This window comes from Sorangium sp. So ce176 (assembly GCF_051519835.1).
In the GTDB taxonomy this organism is placed as follows: domain Bacteria; phylum Myxococcota_A; class Polyangia; order Polyangiales; family Polyangiaceae; genus Sorangium; species Sorangium cellulosum_G.
In genome coordinates, this window is sequence record NZ_CP150371.1 from 11,031,987 (window position 1) to 11,056,878 (window position 24,892).

General features: G+C 73.7%; 20 protein-coding genes. 8 read left to right on the forward strand and 12 right to left on the reverse strand.

The window, feature by feature from the left end:
- Window positions 1-26: 26 nt before the first annotated feature.
- The 8 genes from WMF42_RS41605 to WMF42_RS41640 all read right to left on the reverse strand — a co-directional run bounded on the left by WMF42_RS41605 (window position 27) and on the right by WMF42_RS41640 (window position 9,082).
- The gene (locus WMF42_RS41605) at window positions 27-863 is read right to left on the reverse strand and encodes a trypsin-like serine peptidase (protein WP_233561422.1); all 837 of its coding nucleotides are present in this window, start codon (window positions 861-863) and stop codon (window positions 27-29) included.
- A 351-nt stretch (window positions 864-1,214) separates the two neighbouring features.
- Window positions 1,215-1,742 carry a hypothetical protein gene (locus WMF42_RS41610; RefSeq protein WP_437688648.1) on the reverse strand — a complete coding sequence of 176 codons (528 nt, stop codon included), beginning with the start codon at window positions 1,740-1,742 and terminating at the stop codon, window positions 1,215-1,217.
- Window positions 1,743-1,898: 156 nt separating this feature from the next.
- Window positions 1,899-3,068, reverse strand: a complete 1,170-nt coding sequence (gene proB, locus WMF42_RS41615) for a glutamate 5-kinase (protein ID WP_437688649.1) — start codon at window positions 3,066-3,068, stop codon at window positions 1,899-1,901.
- Complete coding sequence (locus WMF42_RS41620) at window positions 3,061-3,714, reverse strand: hypothetical protein (protein WP_437688651.1); 654 nt, start codon at window positions 3,712-3,714, stop codon at window positions 3,061-3,063. Before WMF42_RS41620 ends, proB begins: the two co-directional genes overlap by 8 nt.
- A 93-nt stretch (window positions 3,715-3,807) precedes the next feature.
- Window positions 3,808-4,851, reverse strand: coding sequence for an ABC transporter ATP-binding protein (locus WMF42_RS41625; protein WP_437688653.1), 1,044 nt, complete (start codon window positions 4,849-4,851; stop codon window positions 3,808-3,810).
- A 4-nt stretch (window positions 4,852-4,855) separates the two neighbouring features.
- The gene (sppA, locus tag WMF42_RS41630; protein ID WP_437688654.1) at window positions 4,856-7,501 is read right to left on the reverse strand and encodes a signal peptide peptidase SppA; all 2,646 of its coding nucleotides are present in this window, start codon (window positions 7,499-7,501) and stop codon (window positions 4,856-4,858) included.
- Window positions 7,498-7,995 carry a DUF2505 domain-containing protein gene (locus WMF42_RS41635; RefSeq protein WP_061612790.1) on the reverse strand — a complete coding sequence of 166 codons (498 nt, stop codon included), beginning with the start codon at window positions 7,993-7,995 and terminating at the stop codon, window positions 7,498-7,500. Before WMF42_RS41635 ends, sppA begins: the two co-directional genes overlap by 4 nt.
- A 226-nt stretch (window positions 7,996-8,221) precedes the next feature.
- Entirely contained in the window at window positions 8,222-9,082 is an 861-nt protein-coding gene (locus WMF42_RS41640; RefSeq protein WP_437688655.1) for a hypothetical protein, read from the reverse strand.
- 301 nt (window positions 9,083-9,383) lie between these two features.
- On the opposite strand from WMF42_RS41640, the gene WMF42_RS41645 reads away from it, so the two are divergent.
- From WMF42_RS41645 to WMF42_RS41655, 3 genes are all read left to right on the forward strand, one after another.
- The gene (locus WMF42_RS41645) at window positions 9,384-9,890 is read left to right on the forward strand and encodes a hypothetical protein (RefSeq protein ID WP_437688657.1); all 507 of its coding nucleotides are present in this window, start codon (window positions 9,384-9,386) and stop codon (window positions 9,888-9,890) included.
- 52 nt (window positions 9,891-9,942) lie between these two features.
- Entirely contained in the window at window positions 9,943-10,380 is a 438-nt protein-coding gene (locus WMF42_RS41650) for a hypothetical protein (protein WP_437688659.1), read from the forward strand.
- Between the two features lie 190 nt (window positions 10,381-10,570).
- The gene (locus WMF42_RS41655) at window positions 10,571-11,821 is read left to right on the forward strand and encodes an outer membrane protein assembly factor BamB family protein (protein ID WP_437688661.1); all 1,251 of its coding nucleotides are present in this window, start codon (window positions 10,571-10,573) and stop codon (window positions 11,819-11,821) included.
- 21 nt (window positions 11,822-11,842) lie between these two features.
- Here the strand turns inward: WMF42_RS41655 and WMF42_RS41660 are convergent, their stop codons facing one another.
- Together WMF42_RS41660 and WMF42_RS41665 are read right to left on the reverse strand one after the other, a co-directional pair.
- Window positions 11,843-12,199: a hypothetical protein gene (locus tag WMF42_RS41660; RefSeq protein ID WP_437688663.1), complete on the reverse strand. Its 357-nt coding sequence runs from the start codon at window positions 12,197-12,199 to the stop codon at window positions 11,843-11,845.
- Window positions 12,200-12,271: 72 nt separating this feature from the next.
- Window positions 12,272-14,842 carry a sensor domain-containing diguanylate cyclase gene (locus WMF42_RS41665; protein ID WP_437688664.1) on the reverse strand — a complete coding sequence of 857 codons (2,571 nt, stop codon included), beginning with the start codon at window positions 14,840-14,842 and terminating at the stop codon, window positions 12,272-12,274.
- Between the two features lie 350 nt (window positions 14,843-15,192).
- Here WMF42_RS41665 and WMF42_RS41670 point away from each other — a divergent pair, with 350 nt between their 5' ends.
- The 3 genes from WMF42_RS41670 (at window position 15,193) to WMF42_RS41680 (ending at window position 18,599) form a co-directional block, all read left to right on the forward strand.
- Window positions 15,193-15,636: a DUF1810 domain-containing protein gene (locus WMF42_RS41670; RefSeq protein WP_437688666.1), complete on the forward strand. Its 444-nt coding sequence runs from the start codon at window positions 15,193-15,195 to the stop codon at window positions 15,634-15,636.
- A gap of 265 nt (window positions 15,637-15,901) precedes the next feature.
- Window positions 15,902-17,002, forward strand: a complete 1,101-nt coding sequence (locus WMF42_RS41675) for a hypothetical protein (protein WP_437688668.1) — start codon at window positions 15,902-15,904, stop codon at window positions 17,000-17,002.
- A gap of 151 nt (window positions 17,003-17,153) precedes the next feature.
- Window positions 17,154-18,599 (forward strand): hypothetical protein, encoded by a 1,446-nt coding sequence (locus WMF42_RS41680; RefSeq protein WP_437688670.1) that lies wholly within the window; start codon window positions 17,154-17,156, stop codon window positions 18,597-18,599.
- 393 nt (window positions 18,600-18,992) lie between these two features.
- On the opposite strand, the gene WMF42_RS41685 is transcribed toward WMF42_RS41680, so the two are convergent.
- Complete coding sequence (locus WMF42_RS41685) at window positions 18,993-19,811, reverse strand: helix-turn-helix transcriptional regulator (protein WP_061613496.1); 819 nt, start codon at window positions 19,809-19,811, stop codon at window positions 18,993-18,995.
- A 70-nt stretch (window positions 19,812-19,881) separates the two neighbouring features.
- Here WMF42_RS41685 and WMF42_RS41690 point away from each other — a divergent pair, with 70 nt between their 5' ends.
- Both WMF42_RS41690 and WMF42_RS41695 read left to right on the forward strand, forming a co-directional pair.
- Window positions 19,882-20,556, forward strand: coding sequence for a glutathione S-transferase family protein (locus WMF42_RS41690; protein ID WP_061613495.1), 675 nt, complete (start codon window positions 19,882-19,884; stop codon window positions 20,554-20,556).
- A 91-nt stretch (window positions 20,557-20,647) separates the two neighbouring features.
- Window positions 20,648-22,135: an amino acid permease gene (locus tag WMF42_RS41695; protein ID WP_061613494.1), complete on the forward strand. Its 1,488-nt coding sequence runs from the start codon at window positions 20,648-20,650 to the stop codon at window positions 22,133-22,135.
- 24 nt (window positions 22,136-22,159) lie between these two features.
- Here the strand turns inward: WMF42_RS41695 and WMF42_RS41700 are convergent, their stop codons facing one another.
- Window positions 22,160-24,709 (reverse strand): PAS domain S-box protein, encoded by a 2,550-nt coding sequence (locus tag WMF42_RS41700; RefSeq protein WP_437688672.1) that lies wholly within the window; start codon window positions 24,707-24,709, stop codon window positions 22,160-22,162.
- Between the last annotated feature and the right edge of the window lie 183 nt (window positions 24,710-24,892).

Sequence of the window (24,892 nt, forward strand, 5' to 3'; positions counted from 1 at the left end):
GGAGGCGCGCCGACGCCGCGGCGCCGTCACTGCAGGCAGCTCCTGTACGGCGGCAGCTCGCTCGGGCTCGCGCCCGCCGCGATCTCGCGGGCCGCGGAGAAGAGCTCGGGCCAGACGTCGAGGCGGGTGAAGTAGGAGGTGCCGGTCGTGTGCTCGTCGCCGTCCATCACGCTCGACGAGATCACGCCGACGACGTCGCCTCCCCTGTCGCTGCGCGCCGGGCCCCCCGAGTCGCCCGGGCAGATCGAGGCGGTCGCGACGAAGTGCCCCGGGCTCAGCCTGTCGATGCTGCCGCCCAGCCGCGGCACGAGGTGGACGGGATCGCGCGAGAGCGCGCAGCGGCCGAAGCCGTACGGCGTCACCGTCTCCTTCGACTCCGGCTGGGCCTCGATGCGCGGCATGAGGGTCGGGATCCCGATCAGCCGGCGCGACAGCACGAGGAGCGCGATGTCGCCCTCGCCCGAGGTGTACCCGCAGTCCGGCGACACCACCGCGCGCACCGTGGCGTCGCCCCAGGGCAGGTGGTCGCCCCCGAGCTCGATCGTGATCGCCTCGGGCTCCTGATCGCGGCGCAGCGTCCTGCCGTTCTCGTCGCGCGCCGCGACGCAGTGGTGCGCGGTGAGCACCAGGTCCTCGGTGATGAGCGTCCCGGTGCACGTCACGTCGGTGACGATCCGGACGATGGCGTCCTCGTTCGTCGCCAGCTCGAACGGCGGCCGGAAGTGGACCGCGCGCTCCTCCTGGCCCGGCTTCGCCGCGGGGATCGGCAGCCCAGCGTTCGTGATCGGCGTCGCGCAGCCCGCGGCGGCGGCGAGCGCGAGCGCGATCACCGCCGCGGCGCCGCATCGGTAAAAGCCTCTCAATGCGGTCGCCAGGACGCCCCGCGTGCGAGCTTGCGGCTGTTCCACCTGAGGGAGACCCTCCCAAGCGCAACCGGTTGTTCTATCGGACAGCGCCCCCGGTACGGACGCGCCGAGCAAGTCCCAAGGCTACGACAGAAGGCGGTGACCGTCATTCGACAACGACAGGTTTTCCAAGCTTGGATATGACCTCGACGATCGTCACGCCCGCCGCGGCCTCGAGGTCGCGTCGCCTCGTCTTCACGGAGGGCTCCCGGCGGACTGCCACCTTCTGTCCAGCCAGATTGGCCCAGGGCAGAACGCCCCGCGCGCCCCGCGCGCCCCGCACGATTCCGCCGCATCCATCGCCTCCGCTCAGCGCATCGCGACGACGCGCACCTCGCTCGCGCTGCGCTCGTACGCGGCGCGCGCCGCCGACGGGTCGACCTGCGGGTCCTCGACGCCGGCGGCGACGAGCTGCTCGAGGAAGGCGCGCTGGCGCGCGGACTTCGCCTCGAGCCACGCGGGGCAGGCGCCTGTCGCGCAGGCCGCCGAGGCCTGCTCGGCCGCGGCGAGCGCGTCGCGGACGCGACCGCGGCGGAGCAGCGCGCGCGCGGCGAGGTGCGAAGGCTCCGCGAGCGCGCGCACCTCGAGGGGCGCGGCGTCGAGGGCGGAGGAGGCGAGCCCGGGCTGATCGCGCTCCAGGTAGGCCGCGGCGAGCGCGGTGACGCGGTCCGGCGAGCGGCGCTCGGCGTAGCGGGCCTCGAGCTCCGCGAGCTCGCCGAGCCCGGCCGCGGCGGGCGGCGGCAGCAGCCGCGCGGCCTTCACGCTCGGACCGAGCCCGACGGTCCACGCGACCCCAGCGAGAACCAAGCCGTTGGCGACGAACAACCCGAAGCGCATCACCCGTCCTCCCGGAAGCTGTCAGAGCCGACAGGAAGGAGCGACAGCCGGTCGGCGCGGAGGTTCCCGCGATCGTGGAGGGGGCGCGCAAACGGGTGGTCGGCGCACCTACAGGAGGCCGGGGGCGGGGTCTCCAGGGCGCTGGGAGGCGGGGGGCTACTCGCTCGGGAGCACCACGAGGTCGTCGCGGTGGACGACGACGTCGTCGCCGGCGTCGTCGTCGCGCTTCTTCCGCGCGATGCGCGCGGCGTCGCCCGCGGACATGCGCGCGAGGCCGCGCGCGATCTCGACGCCGTCGGGGTCGAAGACGGCCACGGCGTCGCCGGGGAGGAAGGTGCCGCGCACGCCGAGGACGCCGACAGCGAGGATGCTGCGGTTCTTCGAGCCGATCGCCTCGGCGGCGCCGCGGTCGACGAGGATCGCGCCGCGCGGGCGGAGCGTGTACGCGATCCAGTGCTTGCGCGCGCTGAGCCGCTGCGGGACGGCCGCGAAGAGGGTGCCGACGTCCTCGCCCGAGACGATGCGCGTGATGATGCCCGGCTCGCGCGCGGCGCCGATGACCACGTGCGAGCCCGCGAGCGTGGCGCGGCGCGCGGCCTCCACCTTGCTGGCCATGCCGCCGGTGCCGACGCCGGAGGTCGACCCGCCGGCGAGGTGCCGCGCCTCGCGGGCGACGCTGCGCACGAACGGCACGCGGCGCCCGTCGCCGTCGAGCAGGCCCTCGACGTCCGAGAGGAGGATGAGCAGGTCGGCTTCGCAGAGCGGGGTGACCATCGCCGCGAGCTGGTCGTTGTCGCCGAACTTGATCTCCTCGACCGCCACCGCGTCGTTCTCGTTGATGATCGGGATGGCGCCGGCCTCGAGCAGCGCGGCGAGGGCGTTCCTCGCGTTGTTGGTGCGGGTGCGGTCGGCGAGGTCGGCGTGCGTGAGGAGCACCTGCGCGACGAGCAGGCCGACCTTGCCGAAGGCCTCCTCGTAGCGCTGCATCAGCACGCTCTGGCCCGCCGCGGCCGCGGCCTGGAGCCACGCCATGTCCTTCGGGCGCGCCTTGAGCCCGAGCTTCGCCACCCCGAGCGCGATGGCGCCGCTCGACACGATGACGAGGCTCCGGCCGGAGCGGCCGCGGAGCGCGGCGACCTCGGCGGCGAGCCGGTCCCAGGCGTCGCCGGAGAGGCTCTTCGATCCGATCTTGACGATGACGCGGCGGCAGCGCTTGAGCGCGGCGCGCGCGCGCTCCTCCGGCGCGTCGCCGTCGGGGGCCGCGTCGTCGGCGCCGCGGCCGTCTTCCGTGTCCTTGGTGGCGGTGCGTTCCTCGGGGTCAATCATGGGGGAGGCCGGCGGCGGCGATCTCGTCGAACGCCGCGTCGAGGCGGCGCTCGATGTACTCGGGGACGGCGGCGCCCGCGAGCAGGAAGGCGTCGATCCAGCGCGTGAACTCGTCGCGCAGGTCCTCGGCGCCGCTCGGCAGGACGGTGGCGTCCGGGCGGAGCGAGGGGGAGAGCGACCGCCGCACGGCGCGCTCGATGGCGTCGCGGATCCAGCGCGCCTCGTCGGCGTGGATGCGCACGGCGCTGGTCCGGCGGAAGCGGGTGATGTAGCGGTTCAGGAGGTGGCCGAGGGCGTAGACCTCGAGGCCGCGCGCGGCGGCGGCGAGCGCCAGGGCCGGGTTGAGCCGCCGGAGGACCTCCTTCGTGACGAGCTGCGCGGCCTTGCGGATCGGGGTCTGCTCCGCGCCGGCCTGGGCGAGCAGGGTGCGCGCGTCGGTGGTGAGGCTGAGGCCGTGGCGGGCGACAGTGTCCTGCGCGATGGCGCCGCGGATGCGCAGCAGCATCCGATCGGGGAGCACCGGCACCGGGATCCAGGAGGCGCCCACCGCGAACGCGGTGAGCACGGCGAGTCGGCCTCCGGAGGGCTGGCCGCCCGGGGTGACCTGGGCGGCGGACGGCTTGTTCGCGGCGGGTTCGGATGACATCGCGCCCACGGTACTACGGCGCCCGGCGGGTGGCGAACAGTGGCGAGGGCGGCGCGCGGCGCGGGACGTCGGGCCGCGGCGGCGCGGCGGCCCTCAGAAGAGGGGGATGAGCTCGACGATCGCGGCGCGACAGCGCGTCGCGGCCAGGACGATGTCGCGGGAGGTCGCGCCCTCGGGCAGCGCGGCGGTGAAGCGCGCCGGCCCTCCGCGCAGGGCGATGCCCCGGGCGCCGAGCTCGTCGCGGAGGAGCTCGGCGTGGCTGCGCACGGTCAGGGCGTAGACGCGGCCCCCGGCGGCGATCTCCGCGAGCGTGCCCGAGAAGGCGAGCTCGCCGCCCGTGAGCACGAGCACGTCGGTGGCGCCGCGGGCGAGGACGCCGCGCGGGCCCTCGGCGTCGAGGCGCGCCGCCGTGAGCAGCGCGCCGCGGCCCTCGGTGGCGCCCGCGAGCGCGGCGAGGACGAAGCCGGCGGCGCCGTCGTCGAGGCCGGCGAGCGGATCCTCGGCGATCAGCACGGCGGGCGAGGCAGCGATCGCCTGGGCGAGGACGAGCGCGCGGCGCTCGGGCAGCGCGAGCGTCTGGAGGGCGCGCTTGCCGGCGGCCGCGAGGCCCACCCGGGCCAGGGCGGCGCGCGCCATGTCGGCGGCCGCGCGCGGCGAGGCCCCCGCGAGCCGCGCGCCCCAGCCGACGTAGGCGTCCACGGTCCAGGCGAGCGGCAGCGGCGGATCGAGCGGCGCCGCCCCGCTCGCGGCGCGGTGCGCGGAGCGCGCGACGTCGCGGCCGGCGACGGCGAGGCGCCCGGCGACGACGCGCGCCTCGCCCGGGGCCGCCCCCGCGGCGTCGTCCGCCGCGGCGCCCTGCGGGTGGCGGCGGACGGCCGAGAACGGGACGCCCGAGAGCGCCGCGAAGAGCGCGCCGGCGTCGCCGGCGCAGAGCACGCGGTCGCCGCGCGTCTCCACGGTGAGCGCGTCGATCGCGACGACGTCGTCCACGGCGATGCGCGCGGCGCGGGCGTCGAGCAGCGGCGGCTCCACGGCGGGGGCGTCGAGCAGCGGCGGCTCCGCGGCGGGGGCGTCGAGCGGCGGCGCCGCCTCGGCGCGGGCGTCGGGCGGCGGCGCCGCGGCCTCGGTCGGGCGCACGGGCTCAGCGCTCCTCGTGCGCGGAGGGCTCGTCCTCGCGCGCCGTGAGGGGCACGCCGAACGAGATCTCGCCGGCGAACTCGCTGCGCGCGAGCGGCCGCTCCGCGCCGAACACGAGGAACGGCGTGAGGGCGCGCGCGGCGTCGAGCATCACGGGCGGGATCGTCGCCTTCGCGAGCTCGCCCTGCGCCTGCGCCGAGAAGCCGACCAGGCCGAGGGCGTAGCCGAGGAGCGAGGTGTCCTCCTCGGGGAGCGGGAGGACGGGCGCGTCGTCGGGGAGCCGGCCCAGCCTGCGCGCCTCCGCGAGCGCCTCGCGCAGGCCGCCGACGCGGTCGACGAGCCGGCGCTCCAGGGCCTGGGCGCCGGTCCACACGCGGCCGCGCGCGAGGGCGTCGACCTCCTCGGGCCGCATGTGCCGGCCCTCGACGACGCGGGCGATGAAGCGGTCGTAGAGCTGCTTCACCTTGACGCCGAGCTGCTCGCGCTCGTCGTCGGTGAACGGCCTGTAGATCGACTCGGCGTCGGCGCGGGGCGTCGTGCGGAACGTCTCGATGCCGACGCCGAGCTTCTGGAGCAGGCCGGTGACGTCGACCTTGCCGTAGAAGATGCCGATCGATCCGGTGACCGTGGAGCGGTTCGCGAAGATCGGGCCGCCGGCGACCGACGCGTAGTAGCCGCCGCTCGCCGCCGACGAGCCCATCGAGACGATGAGCGGCTTCACCCGCGCGGTCAGGATCGCCTCGCGGAGGATGACGTCCGCCGCGAGCGTCGAGCCGCCGCCGGTCTCGACGCGGAGCACGACGGCGCGGACGGTGCTGTCCTCGCGCGCGCGGCGCAGCGCGCCCGCGACAGTGTACGAGCCGGCGAGCTTGACGCCGAGGAACGGGATCGACCGGCTCTCGCCGTCGATCATGTCGCCGTCGAGGTAGACGAGCGCGATCTTGGGCGAGTGGCCCCAGCGCTCCGGCGCCTCGTCGTCCGGGGCGTCGTCGACGACGCGCGACGAGCGCCCCATCACCTCGTCGACGACGCGGCCGATCTCGTCGTCGTAGGCGAGCATGTCGATGAGGCCGAGCTGCCGCGCCTCCTGGGCGAGGAACGGGCCGCGCGCGAGCCGCCGCTCGAGCTCGTCGACGGGGATGCGGCGCCCGGCGCTCACCTCGCCGACGAAGGCGTCGCTGAACTGCTCGAGCAGCTCCTGGTGGTCGTCCTTGCCGACCTGGGTGCTGTTCTCGCGCGCGAACTGCTCGGCGGCGAGCTTGTGCGCGCCGATGCGGACGATGTCCGCCTGGACGCCGAGCTTCTTCAGGAGCCCGCCGAAGTAGAAGTAGCTCGACGAGATGCCGGAGAAGCGCAGCCCGCCCGCGGGGTTCATGGCGATGGCGTCGGCGTGCGAGCACACGTGGAGCGAGCGCCCGCCGGCGTCCTCGAGGTGGCAGAGGACCTTCTTGCCGTGGCGCTTCAGGTTGCGGATCGCGTCGCTGACCTCCTCGGCGTGGGCGAGCGAGCTGGCCGGCTCCGCGCGGAACACGAGCGCGACCCCGGAGACCTCCGGGTCCTCGGCGAGGCGCCAGAGCCGCTGCAGGAAGCGCGTGTGCCTGCGGACGCCCGGGGTCGAGTCGAGGCGGACCCGGACGACGCGGGCGGGCAGCCGGACGCCCGGCTCGGTGAAGCTGCGGAGCGCGGCGCCGACGTAGTAGCCGGTCCCGTTCTTCGTGACCGCGTCGCCGAAGACGCCGCCGGCCGAGAGCTGCAGCTCGTCGACGTTGATGTCGAGGCCGGCCATGGCGGCGATCCTGGGGCCGCCGTCCGCCGCGAGGTCGCGCAGCGTCACGTCGCCGCGGAGCGTGCCCACGTAGGGCACGCGCAGGCCGAGCGTCGCCCGCGGCACCCAGGCGCCGCTCTCGTCGGGGTCGCTGTCCTCGACGTAGGCGGTCTCGAGGCCGATCTCGAGCGCGCGCCTGCCGCCGACGGGGCGCACGGCGACGCCGAAGTCGTAGCTGCGCTCGATGGCCTGGCGCAGGCGGCTCTCGGGGCGGTTCCAGTCGCGGGCGACGGCCGAGAGGGAGAGCCAGGTGGCGGGCCGGAGGGTGACGCCGCTGGTGAGCGAGAAGTAGCCGTCGAGCGCCGGCGCGTCGGAGCTGCCCCAGCCGAGGGTCGTCCCGAAGGCGAAGCTCGGGCCTGTGTCGAGCGCGAGGCCCCAGCGGATCCAGCGCGACGGGCTGTCGAGCGGCGCGGCCGCGGCGTCGGGCGGGTCGAGGAAGTCGAAGCGCAGGCCGGTCGACACGAACCAGAGCGGCACGCCGAGCGCGATCGAGTGGCCGCGGGCCGGCAGCGGCGAGGTCGATCCCGTGGAGACCCATGTCCACCGGAGCTCGGTGCCCGGGAGGAAGGAGAGGTTCGCGGGGTTGACGGCGATCGCGGAGGTGTCGTCGCTGCTGGCGACGGCCTTGCCCGGGTCGGGGATCGGCTGCGAGGGTCCGTCGGTCGGCGCGGCGCGCGCGGCGGTCGCGCCGGCGAGCGCGCACAGGCCGAGGAGGGCTGCGGCGGCGCGGCCGAAGGGGGCCCGGCGGGCGGCGTGGGCGGGGTGGCCTGCGCGGGCGAAGGGGGCACGGCGGGCGGCGTGGGCGGGGTGGAGTAGGTCGTTCATGCGCTGACGAGCTCCCGGAGCGTATCTGCTTCGGCGTCGTACGTCCGCTGGACCTCGGCGAGGGCGAGGCGCTCGACGAGGGGGCCGAGCAGGCGCAGCCGGATCTCGATATCGCCCTGGACGCGGCGGCGGGTGCGGCCTTCGGGCAGGCGCTCGAGCCGGTAGGTGCCCGCGGAGCGGAAGTAGCTGCGCCACTGCTCCTTCGGGCTGACCTGCCACGTGGCGGCGTGATCGCAGAGCCGGTAGGTCGAGCGCTCCTCCCAGGACATGGCGTCCTTCGCGACGGGGTAGCTCGCGAAGATCGGCAGCGGCGCGCTCGCCTGGAAGCGCAGGACGCGGAGGAGCTCGCCCTCGCGGAGCGCGTGCTCGACGGTCACGACGCTCTCGAGCGAGGCGACCCTGGTGGCCAGCCGCGGCCCGAGCTCGGGCGAGAGCACGGCGAGCTCGACGGCGTCGAGGGGCGCGTCGAGGTCGTGAGAGATGGTGAAGTGCACGGGGCCTTCTAGCACGCGGCGAAGCGGCGTCGCGAGCGGGGCACCGCGGGACGCGCGCGTGGAGATGGCGTGAAGGCGAAGGGGCTGGGGGCTGTGCGATAGGGATGGGCGCGGGAGCGATAGGGATGGGCGCGGGAGCGATAGGGATGGGCGCGGGAGCGATAGGGATGGGCGCGGGAGCGATAGGGATGGGCGCGGGAGCGATAGAGACGTGCGCGAGGCGCTCTCAGATCACCGCAGCCTGCTCGGGGAGCGCGTCTGCCTTGGCTTTCTTGGATTTCAGGCGGGACCGCCGGTTCAGCGTCGCCCGGTGGCGCGATACGAACCTTGCCGCGATCTTGGGCTGATCGCGGAAGGCATAACGGCCGCCCTCGCGGACGTCCTTGGCGAGCTCGTCGGCGGCCCAGAAGCAGCGATTGCGGAGCTCCAGCGCGCGCGCGGCGCTCGCGTCGGAGGCCTCGTTGGCGGCGGCTTCCTCGAGCGCGTCGGCGAGCGCTCTGGCGCGCTCGAGATCCTTTCGGGTGATGTCGGTCACGCCGAGCGCGCTCTCGTGGTCGGACCAGAAGTCGACGAGATCGCGCAGGTCCTGGATGGTGTCCGCGAGGCCGGAGCCGTCGGCGATGCGCGAGAGCTCTGCCTGGGCGGCGGCGTCGTTGCGGCAGCCCCACCGGCCGCCGGCCACGAGCTTCGCGTCGAGCGCCTCGGCCTCGTCGCGGAGCTTTCGCTGCGCGGCCGTGAGCTTCACGGCGCCGCGTGCCCTCTGCCACGCTTTCTCGAGCGCGCCGAGGCGCCGCGCGAAGCGGGCGAGGAGATCCACCTTGTCGGCGGTGATACCGATCCTGGAGAAGCGCGCCTGCTGCGCGTGCGCGAGGCGCGAAAGCGAGGTGAGCTCGCGCTCCGCGACGCTCACGGGCATGTCGGGGGCGGCCGCGTACGTCGGTCCCAGCGCGAGGAGCGCCTCGTCGGCGGTCGCGTCGTGGCGCGGGGGGCTCGGGCGTTTCGTTCGCGGGGCCGGCGTCTTCGTGGACGATCTGGGTTCAGCCTTGCTGGAGACGGGGTTGTTCTTGGTGGTTCGATTCGGGGGCACAGGTTCCCTCCTGGGTCAGCGTAACCGGGGGATGGTCGCGCCTCGGGAGATGATGTCAAGCGCGCTCCAGGCATGTTCGACGTCGGAAGATTGCTGTGGCCGAGCCGGGATGCGCCGGCACCGCATCGGCCTTGAACCGCCGCCGAGCACGACCCGCCGCCGCGCCCCCATCGCGTTCGACACCCGCGTCTGGATCGAAATCCGTGCCAGATTGCGGTCGAATTCGATATGATGAGGGCCACCACCGGCCGGGGCAGGTGACCTGTCGACAAGTCGTCGAGCGATGCAGGGGATAATTCTCATGAGCGCCGAAGAAGACCGTCAATACTATGCCTGCCGCGTGACGATGGACGGCGAATGCCTCTATTGTCTCTGGTACACGAACGGGGCGGATGGCGTCGCCGCTGACGGGGGCAGGCTGCTGCTCTGGCGCAGCGAAGGCGCGGCGAGGGCTCATGCCGTACGACGAGGCCTCCACCTCGTCGACGGCCCGGGTGAGTCCGCTGCGTACGATATGGACCTGCTGGTGAGGCAGGAGATCGAGCCGTCCTCGTTCCCCCTCGAGGATGCCCTTGATGCGTGGAATCTTCTCGATGATATCGCGAGGACGATAGGCCATGCGGCCTTCGTCCGCTGGAGCGAGGACGCCCGGGAGCTGCATGCGCGCCTGTCTTCGACCGTCTTGTGTCACGTGCTGGGCACCATGTCAGAGCGATTCACCGCCGAAGACGTTCGCGACATCCTGAGCCTGCTGCCGTCGGGGAAAGGCCATGGTGAAGGAGCACTGCGTGGTGCTTGGCTGAGCTGAAGACGCCCTTGGAACGCGCCCGGCGGGACCATGCTCCACGAGGAGGACTCCGGTGGCGACGAACGAGATGCATGCGAATCGCAACCTGCGACCCCGGGTCCTCTCGGACGGGAGTAGAAGGGGGATCGACCGGTATTTCTCGTTCGGACACCGAGCGAGGCCCCGCTGGTGGGACGACGGGCACCCGCCGATCCCAGGGCGGGCCATCGGCGTCTACGAGAACTGCAAAGAATCAAGCAGAGATGCGCTCGTGATCACCGAGGAAGGATTGACCGTGCTCTGCGAGCCCGAGCCCAGGTCCTTCAGGTTCGCCGATGTCGCACGGCTGGTGCTCCCCGTGAAGGACCCGGTGTCCCTCTCGCTTGACGTCTGGCTGCGCTCCGGTGCTCGCTTCGAGATCCCGCTGTACGATCCGGTCGGCGTGGCGTTCGATTTCTTCCGTTTTCTAGCGAGTGCAGTGAGAGAGCAGCAGCGGCTTTTATCGACGTGAGCTGCCGTCGGCGCGGACACGCAAGCTCGCGAGCCCGGCGACGTCACGCCCCTCGCGGAGAGCCGCTCCGCAACGCCCCCGTGACCTTCGCTCCCGGCGCGACCCGCGCCCGGGACGCCGCCCGGATCGCCCCGACGCGCGCTTGGCCGGCCGGGAGGAGCCGCGCTACGACCGCCGCAGGACTCCTCGCATGCGACCCCCGCGCCCGCCCCGCGTCGCCGCCCGCGCCCGCGCGCTGCTCCTCGCGACGCGCGCCGCGCTCGCGGCCCTCGCGGGCGCCTGCGGCGGCGGGCAGACGCAGGGCGAGGCGTTCGACCCGGCCTGGAAGGACGACGGCGGCGCCCGCATCGCGGCCTTCCAGCAGCGGTTCGCCGGCAGGCCCATCCCGGTCGGCGCGGACGTGGCGGTCGGGGTCGTCGCGGGTCCAGGGCCTCACCGGCTCGTGGGCCTGCCGCTCGACGGCGGCCCGGCGTGGACCTTCGCGCACCCGCTCGACGCGCGTCCGGCCGTCGCGGGGAGCGTCGTCGTGGGGCTCGGCGAGGGCGAGCTGTTCGCCCTCGACGCGCGCACCGGCCGGCTGCTCTGGCAGCGGAACGCCGGCGGGAGGCTCCGCGGCGCGGGCGACGACGGCGAGACCACCGTGGTGTCGCTCGTGTCGACAACGGGCACCACGAGCGTGGTGCTCGCCGTCGGCCACGACGGGATGGTGCAGCGCCAGATCGAGGACGACGCCGACATCGGCGTGCCCGCGGTCGTGGGGCGCCACGCGTTCCTGCCGTGGCAGGGGCAGTACGTCACCGTCTTCGACCTGCAGACGGGTGGCGAGGTGGCGCGGGCGGCGCTGCGCCACGAGGTGAGCCGCGCCTTCCTTCTCGGCGGCGCGGTGTTCTTCGGCGGCGGCCGCGCGGCGACGCGGCTCGACGAGGCGATCGGCCTCGGCTCGGCCGGGCGCGCCTCGACCGCGACGCTGCCAGCGCGCGAGCTGCCCGGAGCGCCCGTGTGGATGACCCCGGGGACCGAGGTGCTCGCGCCGACCGCCTCGGCCGCGGACTGGGCGCGGCTCTACGCCCGCCCGCGCGCCTCCGGCCGGCCCGGCTTCCACGCGAACCGCTTCGTGGCGACGTACTACCGGGCCGCCGTCGGCATCAACGCGCGCACGGGCGCGCTCGCGTGGGTCCACGCCGGCGAGGCCGACTTCCTCGGCGGCGCGGCCTACACAGGCGGCTTCGCGCTGTGCGACGCGCGCGGCGGGATCACGTTCCTCGACGCGCTGGGTGGCGCCGTGACCGGGCGCGCGTCGCTCGGCCGGCCCGTCCAGGCGTGCGTGGTGCAGGCCGACGGGCTCACCGCCGCGAAGGTCGCCGGCGCGGCGGCTGCGCGCGCCGGCGTGGCGGCAGGGGGCGAACCCCGGGGCGGGAAGGCCGCGGCAAGCGCGCCGTGACCGGCGCCGCGCCGCCGCCGCTCAGCGGGGCTTGTCGCCCTTGTCCTCCGGGTCGACCGCGATGCGGAACCCAGGATCCTCCGGCGTCGGCCCGGCGGGCCGCGCCGGCGGGCCCTCGGGCTCCGCGCCCTCCTGGGGACGCTCGTCCCGCGGCGGCGGCGCCGGCGGACGCTTGCTCAGCTCGGCGCCGAGCCGGCCGACCACGTTCGTCGCCGCCCGCACGAGCTCGCGCCCGGCGTCGTCGACCGCCTTGCCGACGCTCGTGCGGTCGAGGTCCCTGCGCAGGTCCCCGGCCGTCTTGCGCGCCGCGCGCCAGAGCAGGCTCAGCCCCTGCTTGAGATCCTCCCTGGGGTCGTCGCGATCAGGGTCCGAGCTCATCGCTCCTCCTTGGCCTCTCTCGAGCAGGCTTATGTTCCCGCCACGCCGGCGCCGCAAGCGGCGCGCGGGCGCTCAGGCCGCTGTCTTCGGCTTGCTCGAGGGATCGGCCTCCGACGGACGCCTCGGCTTGCTCCGGGGCTCGCCCTCGCCGGGCGCGCCGGGCGCCTTCGCCGGCGGCGGCCCCGAGGCCGCCACGCGCCTCCCGGCCGCCGGCGCGCCGTCCGGCCCCGCGAGCGCCGGGGCGCCGCTGCCCACGGGCGCCCTGCGCTGCGCGGCGGGCGCCGCCGCCGGGGTCCTCGCTGCCGCGGCCCTCGCCGGCGCGCCCGCCTCGGCCGCGGTCCTCGCGGCCGCCGTCCTCGCCGCCGCGCCCGGCTCCGCCGCGGTCCTCGCGGCCGCCGTCCTCGCCGGGGCACCCGCCTCCGCCGCGGCCCTCGCCGGCGCCGGCGGCTCCGAGCCTGCCTTCGCCGGCGCGGGCGCCTCGGCCGCGGGCGGGTGCGAGCTGCTGGACCGCATCGACGGCGACCACGCCGTCGAGCGGTTCCGGCCCGACCGCTTCGAGACGTAGAGCGACTCGTCCGCTGCCTTGAAGAGCTCCTCCCACGTGCTGCCCGCCTCGGGGTACGTCGCGATGCCGATCGAGCACGTCACCTCGCACTGCACCGGGCCGTTGCTCCCGGCCGCGTGGAACGTCGTCCGGGCGAGCTCCTCGCGCACGCGCTCGGCGAGCAGCATCGCGCCGCGCGCGTCGGTCTCCTCGCAGATCACGACGAACTCCTCGCCGCCGAAGCGCGCGACAGCGTCGGTCGTCCGCTTCGCGCGCCGCAGGACGTCGCCGAGCCCCTTGATGATCACGTCGCCCACGTCGTGGCCGTACGTGTCGTTCACCTTCTTGAAGTGGTCGATGTCGGTCACCAGCACCGACAGCCGCCGCGAGAACCGGCGCGCCGCCGTGATCTTCTGGTCGGCGACCTCGAGCATCGCCCGCTTGTTCAGGAGCCCCGTCAGCCCGTCCATGGTCGCGAGCTCCTCGAGGCGCCGCATCATGCGCGCGTTCGAGAGCGACACGGCCATGTGGCTGGCGAGCACCTCGAGCGTGCTGCGCACCGAGTCGTTGAACGCCGCGCGCCGGCGCGAGCCGAGCACCAGCGTGCCGAGCGGGCGGTCGTGCACGACCAGCGGGAGCACGATGATCGACGGCATCGACGGCGGCGCGACCCGGCGGGTGAAGACGACCTGCCGCTTCTCGTCGTACTCACCGCGGTACGGGAGCGGGTGCCGGTTCTGCAGCACCATCGAGACGAGCCCGGCGTTGTGCCGGAAGCGCTGCCCCGTCAGCTCGGCGCCGCCGTCGCCGCTCACAGCGCGGATCTCGTGGACCTTCTGCGCCTCGTCGTAGAGCGTGACGGCCGCGAAATCGACCGACGTGATCTCGCGGGCGCTGGTGACGCCCGCCTCGATGACGCCGGCCTCCGTGGTGGCGGCGCCGAGCGCCTCGGCGGCGCGGTAGAGCTTGCCCTGCTCGACCTTGGCGCGCTCGAGCTGGACGAAGACGCGCTCGTTCTGGATGGCGCGGACGGCGTAGCGGCACGCCTCGTCGATGAGCTCGAGCTCCCGCGGCGAGAACGGCCGGTCCTCGACGCGATCGACGACGAGCACGCCGCGGAGCTGGCCGTGCTCGAACACCGGCAGCGCGCAGACGGCGCGCACGGGGGAGGGGCCGACGTAGTAGGGGAGCTTGTAGCCGGGCTTGAGGCCCCCGATGACGACGGGCGCGCGCTGCGTGATCGCCGCGCCGAAGACGCCGTCGCCCGAGAGGAACGGGCCCTCGGAGAGGTTCGGGGCGTCGCTCGCGAGCTCGCTGATGCGCAGGTGCGTGCCGGTGTCGTTCTGCCAGAGGAGCATCGCGGTGTAGAGCTCCAGCGACTCGCGCAGCAGGCGGAGCGCGAAGAGCACCGACTGGTGGATCTCCTCGACGCCGGAGCGGGCGAGCCGCTCGTCGTCGCCCTTCTGGGCGACGCCGCGCGCCTGGGCCGGCGCGGAGAGCAGGCGGTAGCTGCGCGCGTCGTCGCGGAGCCTGTCGATCTCGGCCTGGAGGTGGGTGCGCGAGGCCTTCCTGACGCGGCCGATCTCGGCGCGGAGGACGGCCGCGTTCAGCACCGAGAAGACGGCCATGAAGCCGATGTGCGGCGCGGCGGCGCGCGCGGCGTCGAGGAGGCTCGGCGCGCCGCGCGCGGCCACGGAGCGCACGGCGATCTCGAGGGCGGCGGAGGCCAGCGCGACGAGGAGCGACGCGCCGGGGCGGGCGAAGGCGCTCACGAGGGCGATGACGACGTAGAGGGCGGCGTGGGCGTCGCCGTCGAGCGAGCCGTCGAGGTGGAGGACCGCGGCGAACGTCGCGACGACCAGGAGCGCGCCGACCTCGAGGTCGAGCAGCGCGCTCGCCTCGATGGCGGCGGCGCGCCGCAGCGCCCGCTGGACGAGCGCCCCGATCAGCACCGCCAGCGCCGCCGCGGCCGCGACGGGCGGGAGGCGCTCGGCCGCGTCGAGGACGATGAGCCCCCCGAGGGCCAGCGCGCAGGCGAGCGGCGCCGCATTGCGCGCGATACGGCGGGCGGTGAGCACGGCGAGCACCAGGTTGGCCATGGGCTCGCATGCCGGTACCAGAGGTCGATCCCCCGGGCCCAGTTCTCTGCCGCGGGGCGACCCGCAGGTGGGGGGATGGGCGAGAGCGGGGGCGCGGGGCGCCTCTGCAGGCGCGGGTCGCCGAAGGTGGGCCACCGGCTCGGGGGACGTGCGGAGGCGGCGTGACGATGCCCGTACACACGCAAGCCGACCGCCGGGGGTGAGGAGGCGGCGCGCGTCGCTCACGAGGCGTTCGGCGCGATGGAAGATTCGTTATCGGAACTGGTGAGCACGGCCGTGCGCTGGCGATCACCGCTGGTCCAATCGCTCCGCCGAAGATGAAATGCTAATCTCACGCCCGAGGAGCGCCCATGTCGGATCCGTACAACTTACAACGATTCGTGGACGCGCAGGCTCCGGTCTATGACCGCGTCCTGGCCGAGCTGCGCCGAGGACACAAGACCAGCCACTGGATGTGGTTCATATTCCCGCAGCTACAGGGCCTGGGCCACAGCGCCATGGCGCGAAGGTATGGCATCGCTTCGAAGGCCGAAGCCGAAGCCTATCTGCGGCACCCGACGCTCGGCCCGAGATTGCTCGAGTGCGCTCGCCTCGTGAACCAGATCGAGGGGTGTACGCTGGTTGATATCTTCGCCAGCCCCGATGACATGAAGTTCTGCTCGTCGATGACCCTGTTCGCCCGCGTGGATCCCGACAACGAGACGTTCCGCGCGGCGCTCGACAAGTATTGCGGCGCCGAGCCCGATCCGCGGACGCTCGAGCTCCTCGATCAGCACGGGGTGTCGTCGGTCTGATGCATCGCGCCGAAAGGCGGGCGCCGTGACACGCGATGGCGATCTCGACCGCAGGCCCCTGTCACCCTGGACCCCTGACGCGCCGAACCGCGTGAAACAGCGGAGGATAACTACATGAGGACGGGAAGATTGGCTCGGCTCGGGTCTCATCTTCCGCGCTCCGCGCCGCCATGCTTTAATGCCGCCGTTCTTGGGAAGATGCTGCCTGTTCGCGCCTTGTCGGGCCGGACGGACAGGTCATCGGCCACCTGAGGAGAGCTGCTTTATGAGCAAGGAACGAGATACCGAGACGCAGGACCCGTCGAGCAGGGGCGTTGACCGGCGGCAGGCCCTCCTGGGGCTGGGGGCGATCGCCATCACCGTGTCGTGCGGAGACGGCGGCGAATCGGAGCCGAACCCCGACGGCAGCGGCACCACCGGGAGCTCTGCGAGCTCCGGGGCCAGCGGGACCACTGGCCCCGGCACGGGAGGCGGAGGGGCCGACGCCGCCACCACATCGGGCTCCGGCTCGGGCGGCGCGGGACCTGGCACCACGGCAGGCTCGGGTGGCTCCGGCACGGGAGGCACCGACCCGGGCGAGGGAGGCTCGGGACCTGGTGGCGGCGGCGACCTCATCGCGCCCCCGTTCGAGGCCGTGCCGATGTGCATGGCGTTCAACAAGACGGACGGCGCCGGTCAGGGGCCCTTCTTCATTCACGAGCTCGAGAAGAACGACGACATCTCGATGTTCCGACAGGACATCCGCGGTCGCTACAATGAAAGCGCACCGCCCGGCGTGGAGATGCATCTCCACCTGCGCGTGCTCGACCTGAGCAAGCCCGACTGCGATGGCGAGGGCGTGGGCCTGGCCGACGCGGACGTCTACATCTGGCACACGGACGGGCAGGGGTACTACAGCGGCTTCGGAGCCAGGGGTTCTGCCAATGAACAGAACCCCGATTCGCCGTACGCGGGCAGGCCGAGCCAGAACAACCTGGACACCAGCGAGCGCTTCTGTCGCGGCGTGCAGACCACGGACGCGGACGGTGTCGTCTCGTTCCGGAGCATCTTCCCCGGCTGGTACAACGGCCGCGACGTTCACATCCACTTCGTCTGCTTCAAGCAGGGGTCGATGTCGATGGGTCGCGTGAATTACAGCGGTGGAGCCCACATCTTCACGACGCAATTCTACTTCGATCCCGCCTTCACCGATTCCGTTCATACCAAGTACGAGCCGTACAAGGCGCGCACCATGGGCAACCTGGCGACGGCGTACCAGGGCGCCATCAAGGCCGACGAGCGGGGCAACAGCGGCCTTCGTGCCAAGGCATGGATGGAGGGCGACATCGTGGTCGCCCAGATGCAGATCGCCGTGAGGCCGGCCTAGACCGGCCTCGTCGAGCTTCATGACCGCCGCAGCGTCCGGCGCTGCGGTCGAGCGCGTCGATCAAGCCGACGTGCCCCTCCGCATCGGCTCACGGCGCGGGCGGGGGCGCGTGGCTTGTGGCGCGGCGACGGCGCGGGCATGGAGCCCGCTCATGCCCCTCCGAGAGCTCCTCCCCATCGTCCTCGGCGGCGCAGCCATCGCGCTCGGCGCGGGGCTCGCTGCCTGCGCCGCGCCACCCGGCTCGACCGGCGCGAGCTCGCCGAGCGCCGCCGCGGCGCCGGCGGCGCGGCCGAGCGCCTCCGCAGCAGCGTCAGCGCGAGCGGCGACGGGCGATCCGGCTTCGCCTGGGGACGCCCGACCCGAGCTGCCGCCCGCGTCGGCCGAGCAGATCGCGCGCCTCCCGCCGGGCGCTGCGCTCTACTTCTCGCTTCGCACCGGCGATCTCGACGTCGCCGTCCGGTACCTGCCCGAGCTCGCCGAGATCCTGGTCGAGGCGAACCGCGCGCTCGGCAGCCAGGATCCGCTGCACGTGACGCTCGCGAACGCCGGCGTCGATCCGCGCAGGCCGATCCTGGGCGCCGTGGTGCCCGCGCCCGAGAAGAGCGCGCGCGCGGTCGTCGACGCCATCGCCAAGGGGGCCTCGGGCAACGCGCTCGAGAAGGTCGTTCGCGGGCACGCGCAGGACGCGACGCGGCTGCGGCTGCTCGTCCCGCTCGCGAGCGGGGCGGACCCGCGGCGCGCCCTGGCGCCCGCGATCGGCGTGCTGACGGGCGGCGCCCCGCTGGACGCGTGCCCGGGCGCCGCCCGCTGCGCCGGCTTCGGCGCCCGCGCGCCGCTCGGCGTGGCGCAGGGCGGGCTCGCCGCCGTCGCGGTCCACGCGGAGGGCACGGATCTCCGGCTCGACATCGTGATGCCGCTCTTCGGGGCCGGCGCCGATCCGGCCGCCATGAAGGAGCTCGTCGCGTTCGGCGAAGAGCGCGGGGGCCCGGAGGGCCGGTGCTCCAGGTTCGACGCGAGCCCCGTGGTGTCGGTGTGCCTCGACCCCGACCGGATGGGCGAGCTGGGCGCGACGGACGGCTACGGCAAGATCGCGGGAGCGCTCTCTCACTCCGTCGATCCGAAGGTGGTGCCGGCGCTCGCTGCCCAGGGCCTCGCCGAGGCCCGGCAGAACCTCTGGCTCGCGGCGCCGGCGCGCAGGCTCGCCAGCGACGGCACCCTCGGGCTCACGGTGCAGGGCAAGCGGAGCCGCCTCGTCGGGTCGTGGGCCCTGACGGACGCCTCGCGCGCCGGCGTCGAGCGGGCGTTCGCCGCCGAGCGATGCGCTGTCGGCGACGCGACGACCAGGGAGCTCTTGCCCGCGCTCCGCGCGGCGTTCGGTGATCCGGGGAGGGGCTTCGACGACCCGAAGAAGGCGCTCAACGCGTTCAGGGAGGCAGGCTGGGCTGCCTACTTGATCGCCGCCGCCGGCACATGGCCGAACCTGCTCGGCGTGATCGCGAGCGCGCTCGATCGGGGCCCCGGGGCCGACCCCGACTACGAGGTATGCGCCCGCCACGACGACGGGCGGCTCGTCCTCGTGGCCCAGATCCGGAGATGACAGCGCGCATGTCGCCGCGGCGCACGCGGGCGCCGCGGCCGCTCCGGGGAGAACGAAGTCCAGGCGCCACAAGACAGCGCAGGGAGCGTGACCATTGCAGCGGTGATCGGGCCCGCGCGCGTTCGTTGCATGCCGGCGAGCGCCTACTTGTCCTGCGCGCGCTGCGGGAGCGGATCGGTCCCGGCCTGGACAACGGGGGTACCCGGACGCGATGGCCGCGCGCAGGCCCACCCGGTAGCGAAGGCCCGGCGCGATCGGGAGCAGGATCTCCATGGGATGAGCAGGATATCCCACGGATGCGTCGCGTGCCCGCTGGCCTCCGCTTCAGAGCAGCGATCGATCCGGTCGACGACGCCGAGGTAAATCGCCGCCAGGGCCCTTTGCGCAATCACCTCATCTCGACCGCGCTGCCGCGCACCGCTCTGCGTAGGCGGCCGGTGTGAAGCCGACCTGGGCCTTGAAGTCCCGGATCAGGTGCGCCTGATCGTGGTACCCGAGCTCCTGCGCGAGCGCCGCCCACGCGACGGGCGCGCCCGACGCCACGCGCTCGGCGGCCTCCTGCACGCGTGACCGCCGGATGATCCACTTGGGCCCGACGCCGATGTACCGCTCGAACGCGCGGTGCAGCGTGCGGACCGAGACGCCCGCCATCCGGGCGAGATCCTCGGCGCGGTGCATGTCGCGATCGTCCTGCGCGCGGGCGGCGAGCGCCATGGCCTCGTCGAGCACGGCGTCCTCCGGGCCTTTGCGCTCGCGCAGGAGCTCCTCCACGGCGCGGACCGCCAGGACATCGTCCGGCTGGCCGAGCACGGCGCGCTCGATCGGCTGGGCCGTGCTGCCGAAGATCTCGACGAGCGGGACGACGCGGTCGACCAGTCGTCGCATGGGGAGCGGCGCGAACGGGAAGAAGCCGCCCGGCTTGAACTTCGTCGCGACGACGCGCCCCGTCCCCTCGAGCCGGGCGACCTCGCGCCGGGTCCCGATGCCGTGCAGCGCCGAGCCCGGCGCCTCGATGGCCAGGTTGACGCAGGGGTGCGGCAGGATCTCCTGCTCGAACGGCGTTGTGAGCGACCAGCGGACGACCCAGTGCCAGTCGACGAGCCTGGCCAGGTCGGGCGCGGGCGCGTGGCGGCGCAGCTCGAAGCGCTGGAGACCTGCGGCGGGGTTCAGGATGCCGCGGGTGGGGTCCGCGGGGGTGATGCTCGGGCTCATGATCGCGCGTGGCGCTGTTTTACAATACCGCGCCTGGCCGTGGCAGTAGCGTCCGTCCCGGAGGCACAACATGGCTGATTCGACCACGACCTCGAGGGGCAACCTCGTCTTCTTCCATTCACCGAACTCGCGCTCGTCGGGCACGCGCATCCTGCTCGAGGAGCTGGGCGCGCCGCACGAGCTGCGCATCCTGAACATGAAGGCCGGCGAGCAACGGAGGGCCCCGTACCTCGCGGTGAACCCGCTCGGCAAGGTGCCCGCGATTCTTCACGACGGAGCGCTCATCACCGAGCAGGTCGCGATCGTCATCTACCTCGCCGATCTGTTCCCGGAGGCCGGCCTGGCCCCGGCCCTCGGGGATCCGCTGCGCGGGCCGTATCTCCGGTGGATCGCGTACTACGGGTCGTGCTTCGAGCCGGCCGTCGTCGATCGGGCGATGAAGCGCGATCCGGCTCCGCCGGCGACATCTCCGTACGGGGAGTTCGATACGATGTTCGGCGTGGTGGCGGAGGCGCTCCGGAAGGGGCCGTATCTGCTCGGCGATCGGTTCTCCGCGGCCGACGTCCTCTGGGGGAAGGCGCTGGACTGGATGATGATGTTCAAGCTCGTGCCCGAGCTGCCGGAGGTCAAAGGCTACGTCGCGCGGGTGTGCAGTCGGCCCGCGTTCGCGCGGATCGCGGGCAAGGACGCAGAGGTCGCCGCGGCGCACGAGGCCGCGGCCGCGGCCGCGGCACGGGCGAGCTGAGCCTGCCCCGCCCGGACGCCCGGCGGCGCCTCGGGCCGCCTCTGGCTTGACGTGCCCGGGGACGGGCCGCAGAGCCAGCACACCAAAGACCATGGGGAGTCGGCTGCTCGTCCGCAAACCGCTGTCGCTGCTGAAAAAGGAGCTGGAGGGGGAGCACCGCCTCCGGCGCGCCCTCGGGCCGCTGCAGCTCACCAGCCTCGGGATCGGCGCCATCGTCGGGACAGGCATCTTCGTGCTCACCGGTCAGGCCGCGCACGACAAGGCCGGTCCCTCGCTGATGCTGTCCTTCGTTGTCGCGGGGCTTGCCTGCGTGTTCGCGGCCCTCTGTTACGCGGAGTTCGCGGCCATGGTGCCGGTCGCGGGTTCGGCCTACACGTACGCGTACGCGACGCTCGGAGAGCTGCCAGCGTGGATCATCGGGTGGGACCTCGTCCTCGAGTACGCCGTCGGCGCCGCCGCCGTGGCGCACGGGTGGTCCCACTACTTCCAGGATTTCATCGGGATCTTCGGGGTACAGCTGCCAAGAGAGCTCAGGAGCGCGCCGTTCGACTACGATCCAGCGCTCGGCGAGCTCGTGTCCACGGGGGCGATCCTCGATCTCCCCGCCATCCTCGTGACGACAGCGGTCACGATGCTCTTGCTCAAGGGGATCCGCGAGAGCGCGGCGTTCAACGCCGCGATGGTGGTGCTCAAGCTCGCGGTCGTGCTCTTCGTCCTCGTCGTCGGCGCGTTCTACGTCAACCCGGACAACTGGCGGCCGTTCGCGCCGTTCGGGTACGGGGGGCTCAGCTTCTTCGGTCACACGATCTTCGGCGAGGTAGGCAAAGGGGGAGAGCCGCTCGGGATGCTCGCCGGCGCCGCGACCATCTTCTTCGCGTACATCGGGTTCGACGCGGTCTCGACCCACGCCGAGGAGTCGAAGTGCCCGCAGCGCGATCTGCCCATCGGCATCGTGGCCTCGCTCGTCATCTGCACCGTCCTCTACGTCGCCGTCGCGGCGATCCTGACGGGCATGGTGCCCTACACCGAGCTGAGCATCGACGCGCCGGTCTCCGACGCCTTCGCGCGCGTCGGCCTCCCGTGGGCGCAGTTCATCATCTCCCTCGGGGCGATCGCCGGGATCACCTCCGTGCTGCTCGTGCTCATGCTCAGCCAGCCGCGCGTGCTGCTCGCCATCGCCCGCGACGGGCTCCTGCCCAGGAGCTTCTTCGGATCGGTGCACCCGGTCTTCAGGACGCCGTGGAAGTCCACGTTCCTCACCGGGTTCGTTGTCGCCGCCCTCTCGGCGTTCCTCCCGCTGCGGATCCTGGCGGAGCTCGTCAACATCGGGACGCTCCTTGCGTTCCTGTTCGTCTGCGCCGCGGTCCTGATCATGCGCCGGACGGCGCCGGACGCGCCGCGCCCGTTCCGGGTGCCGCTCTACCCGCTCACCCCGATCCTCGGGATCGCGATCTGCCTCCTCCTCATGTTCTCGCTGCCCACCGAGAACTGGCTGCGCCTGGCCGCCTGGCTCCTCCTCGGGCTCGCGATCTACTTCGGCTACGGCCGCAAGCACAGCACGCTGACGGCCGGCCCGTGACGCCGCGGCGCCACGGGGATCGGCCTACCCCGGCGGCGCGGGCCCCCGCGGCGGCTCGCCCTCCGCCGGGGCGCCGGCCCCGGCGATGACGCGGGGCAGATCGACCGAGAAGGTCGCGCCGCTCCCGGGCGCGCTCTCCACCCGCACGGCGCCGCCGTGCTGCTCCACGATGAGCCGCACGATCCAGAGGCCCAGGCCGAACCCGCCGTAGTGCATCACCGACGCCGCGCGCTGGAACCGCTCGAAGATGCGCGCCTGGTCGCCCGGCGCGATGCCGATGCCGCGGTCCTGCACGGCGAACCGGACCCGCTCCGCGTCGGCCTCGACGCGCACGTCGATCGGGGCGCCGGCGCCGTACTTCACGGCGTTCGACAGGAGGTTCGTGACCACCTGCTCCATGCGGGAGCGATCCCAGCGCACGAGGACCTCCGGGCAGCCGAGCAGCCGGATCGGCGAGCCCTGCGCCTGCGCCTCCTGGAACCGCTCGACGCCCTCGCGGAGCAGCGCGACGAGGTCGAAGTCCTCGACGTGCAGCGGCAGGCCCTGCGCGGAGATCTGCGAGACGTCGAGCAGATCGTTCACGAGATCGCTCAGCCGGAAGACGCTCCGGTGGATGGTCGAGAGCTTGGCGTCGAGCCGCGGCACGCCCTGGGGGGCCTGCCCGCGCCGGATCGCCCGGCGCAGGCTCTCCACCTGCAGCACGAGCGCCGTGAGCGGCGTCTTGAGCTCATGCGACGCGATGGAGAGGAACTCGTCGCGCACCTGGACCGCCTCCTGGAGGCTCTGGAGCAGCCGCTCGCGCTCCTGCTCCAGCCGGAGCCGCTCGGTCTCGTCGCGCGTGTTCATCACGGCGCCGGCGGGCGCGCCGTCCGCGCGGCGCAGGGGCGAGGCGCTCGCCGACAGGACGCGCAGCGAGCCGTCAGGACGCCGGACCTGCCAGCGGGCGCTCTCCACCTTCTCCCCGTGCAGGGCGCGGTGGAGCGGCGTCTGCGCGGCCGGCATCGGGGCGCCCTCCGGCGTGAAGAAGCCCGCCGTGCTGGCCCACGCGTCGATCGTGCGCTCCGCGGCCGGCCCGAGCTGCCGCTCGGCCTCCGGGTTCATCAGGCGGACGACGCCGTGCTCGTCCACCATGACGATCCCGTCGCCGCTCTGCTCGATGAGGCGCCGCAGCACCGCGTGCTCGGCCGCGCGCCTGCCCTCGCTCCGCTGGAGCGCGTCCTCGGCGCGCTTGCGCTCGATCCCCTGCGCGACAGTGTCGGCGATCGTCCCCAGCGCGTCGAGCACGTGCTCGTGCAGGGGCCTCCGCGCGAACATCGCGACGACGCCGATGAGCCGGTCCTCGACGAGCAGGGGATACCCGGCGAAGGACACCATGCCCTCGCGCCGCGCCCACGCCTTCTCGCTCACCTGCGGGTCGTTCAGGACGTCGTTCGTCAGGTGCGGCCGGCGCTCCTTCGCGATGCGGCCGATCTTGTAGCTGCCGACGGGGATGTGGCTGTGAGGCCCGTCGAGGTGCGTGTACATCCCCGCGCTGGCGTGGAGCTCGAGCACCTGGTGGAGGTCGTCGAGCAGCCAGATGCGCGCGAACGCGGCGTCGAGGTGCCCCCGGATCGCCTCGGCGCAGCCCTGCAAGAGCTCCGACATCGTCCCGGAGCGGGCCAGCGCCGCGCTCACCTCCGCCCGGAGCGCGCTCATGAGCGCCTGCACCTCGAGGAGCTCTTCGCTCCGCTTCCGCTCCGTGATGTCGACGAACGTGACGATGGCGCCGACGACCTCGCCTTGCCGGCGGATGGAGCGGGACCAGTACTCGACGGCGAGGCCCGTCCCGTCCGCGCGGAAGAGCAGCTCGCCGTCGAGGTGCGCGGGCTCCCCGTTCCGGAGCGTGCCGCAGATACGGCACTCGGACTCGGGCAGCGCCGCGCCGCTCGGGCGCGTGTGGTGGACGAGCTGGTGCATGTTGCGCCCGACGAGCTCCGCCTCGCCCTGGTAGCCGAGCAGCCGCACGCAGGCCGGGTTGGCGAAGGTGCATCGCCCCGCGCGATCGAGCCCGTAGATGCCCTGCTCGGTCGACTCGAGCAGCGCCTGCATCCGCTCTTCTGCCTCGCGGAGCGCGTCCTCGGCGGCCCTCGCCCGCGTCACGTCCGTGGAGACGCCGAGGACCACGGGCGCCCTGCCCGCCTGGTCCCTGCGGCGGGCGAGCTCGCTGCTCAGCCACACAGGGCGGCCATCCGCGGCGAGGAAGCGGTGCTCGATCCGCTCGGTCGCCCCCTCCGCGAGGACCTTGCGCACGAGCGCGAGCAGTCGCGGCCGGTCTTCCGGGTGCTGCTGCCTCCAGAACAGCCCGTCGTCCGCCGCCCAGCGCTCGGCGGCGTGCCCGAACAGCTCCCTCGCCGGCGCGCGCACCGACGACAGCTCGAGCGCGTCGCCTCGCATCTCCCAGAGCAGCACGTCCACCGCGAGGAGGAGCGCCCGCGCGCCATCGTCCTCCGGATCAGCCGGCGCGCCCCGCTCGTCCTCGGAGGGGGCCAGGCTCTGCCGGCCTACGTCCGACGGCTCCCGATGCGCGTCGATCAATCGGCCCTGGAGGTCACCCGCCGGACAACCCACGTGCCAGGCTAGCATGTTCGCCGCGGCGCGCCCCCGGGCCTGCCGGCGCCCGCGGCACGACGGCTGAGCGCGAGCGCGCGTCGAGCCCGCGTTGCGCCCGCCGGTGCGATCGGGCGCGACCTGGGCGAGGATGGCGCGGAGGGGCAACGA

Bases quoted from the DNA above. Each gene is read 5' to 3' on its own strand.
- WMF42_RS41665 (WP_437688664.1), bottom strand. From the start codon at position 14,842: ATGGCCAACCTGGTGCTCGCCGTGCTCACCGCCCGCCGTATCGCGCGC.
- WMF42_RS41620 (WP_437688651.1), bottom strand. From the start codon at position 3,714: ATGTCATCCGAACCCGCCGCGAACAAGCCGTCCGCCGCCCAGGTCACC.
- WMF42_RS41690 (WP_061613495.1), top strand. From the start codon at position 19,882: ATGGCTGATTCGACCACGACCTCGAGGGGCAACCTCGTCTTCTTCCAT.
- WMF42_RS41610 (WP_437688648.1), bottom strand. From the start codon at position 1,742: ATGCGCTTCGGGTTGTTCGTCGCCAACGGCTTGGTTCTCGCTGGGGTC.
- WMF42_RS41660 (WP_437688663.1), bottom strand. From the start codon at position 12,199: ATGAGCTCGGACCCTGATCGCGACGACCCCAGGGAGGATCTCAAGCAG.
- proB (WP_437688649.1), bottom strand. From the start codon at position 3,068: ATGATTGACCCCGAGGAACGCACCGCCACCAAGGACACGGAAGACGGC.
- WMF42_RS41675 (WP_437688668.1), top strand. From the start codon at position 15,902: ATGAGCAAGGAACGAGATACCGAGACGCAGGACCCGTCGAGCAGGGGC.
- WMF42_RS41670 (WP_437688666.1), top strand. From the start codon at position 15,193: ATGTCGGATCCGTACAACTTACAACGATTCGTGGACGCGCAGGCTCCG.
- WMF42_RS41655 (WP_437688661.1), top strand. From the start codon at position 10,571: ATGCGACCCCCGCGCCCGCCCCGCGTCGCCGCCCGCGCCCGCGCGCTG.
- WMF42_RS41645 (WP_437688657.1), top strand. From the start codon at position 9,384: ATGAGCGCCGAAGAAGACCGTCAATACTATGCCTGCCGCGTGACGATG.
- WMF42_RS41695 (WP_061613494.1), top strand. From the start codon at position 20,648: ATGGGGAGTCGGCTGCTCGTCCGCAAACCGCTGTCGCTGCTGAAAAAG.
- WMF42_RS41680 (WP_437688670.1), top strand. From the start codon at position 17,154: ATGCCCCTCCGAGAGCTCCTCCCCATCGTCCTCGGCGGCGCAGCCATC.
- sppA (WP_437688654.1), bottom strand. From the start codon at position 7,501: ATGAACGACCTACTCCACCCCGCCCACGCCGCCCGCCGTGCCCCCTTC.
- WMF42_RS41685 (WP_061613496.1), bottom strand. From the start codon at position 19,811: ATGAGCCCGAGCATCACCCCCGCGGACCCCACCCGCGGCATCCTGAAC.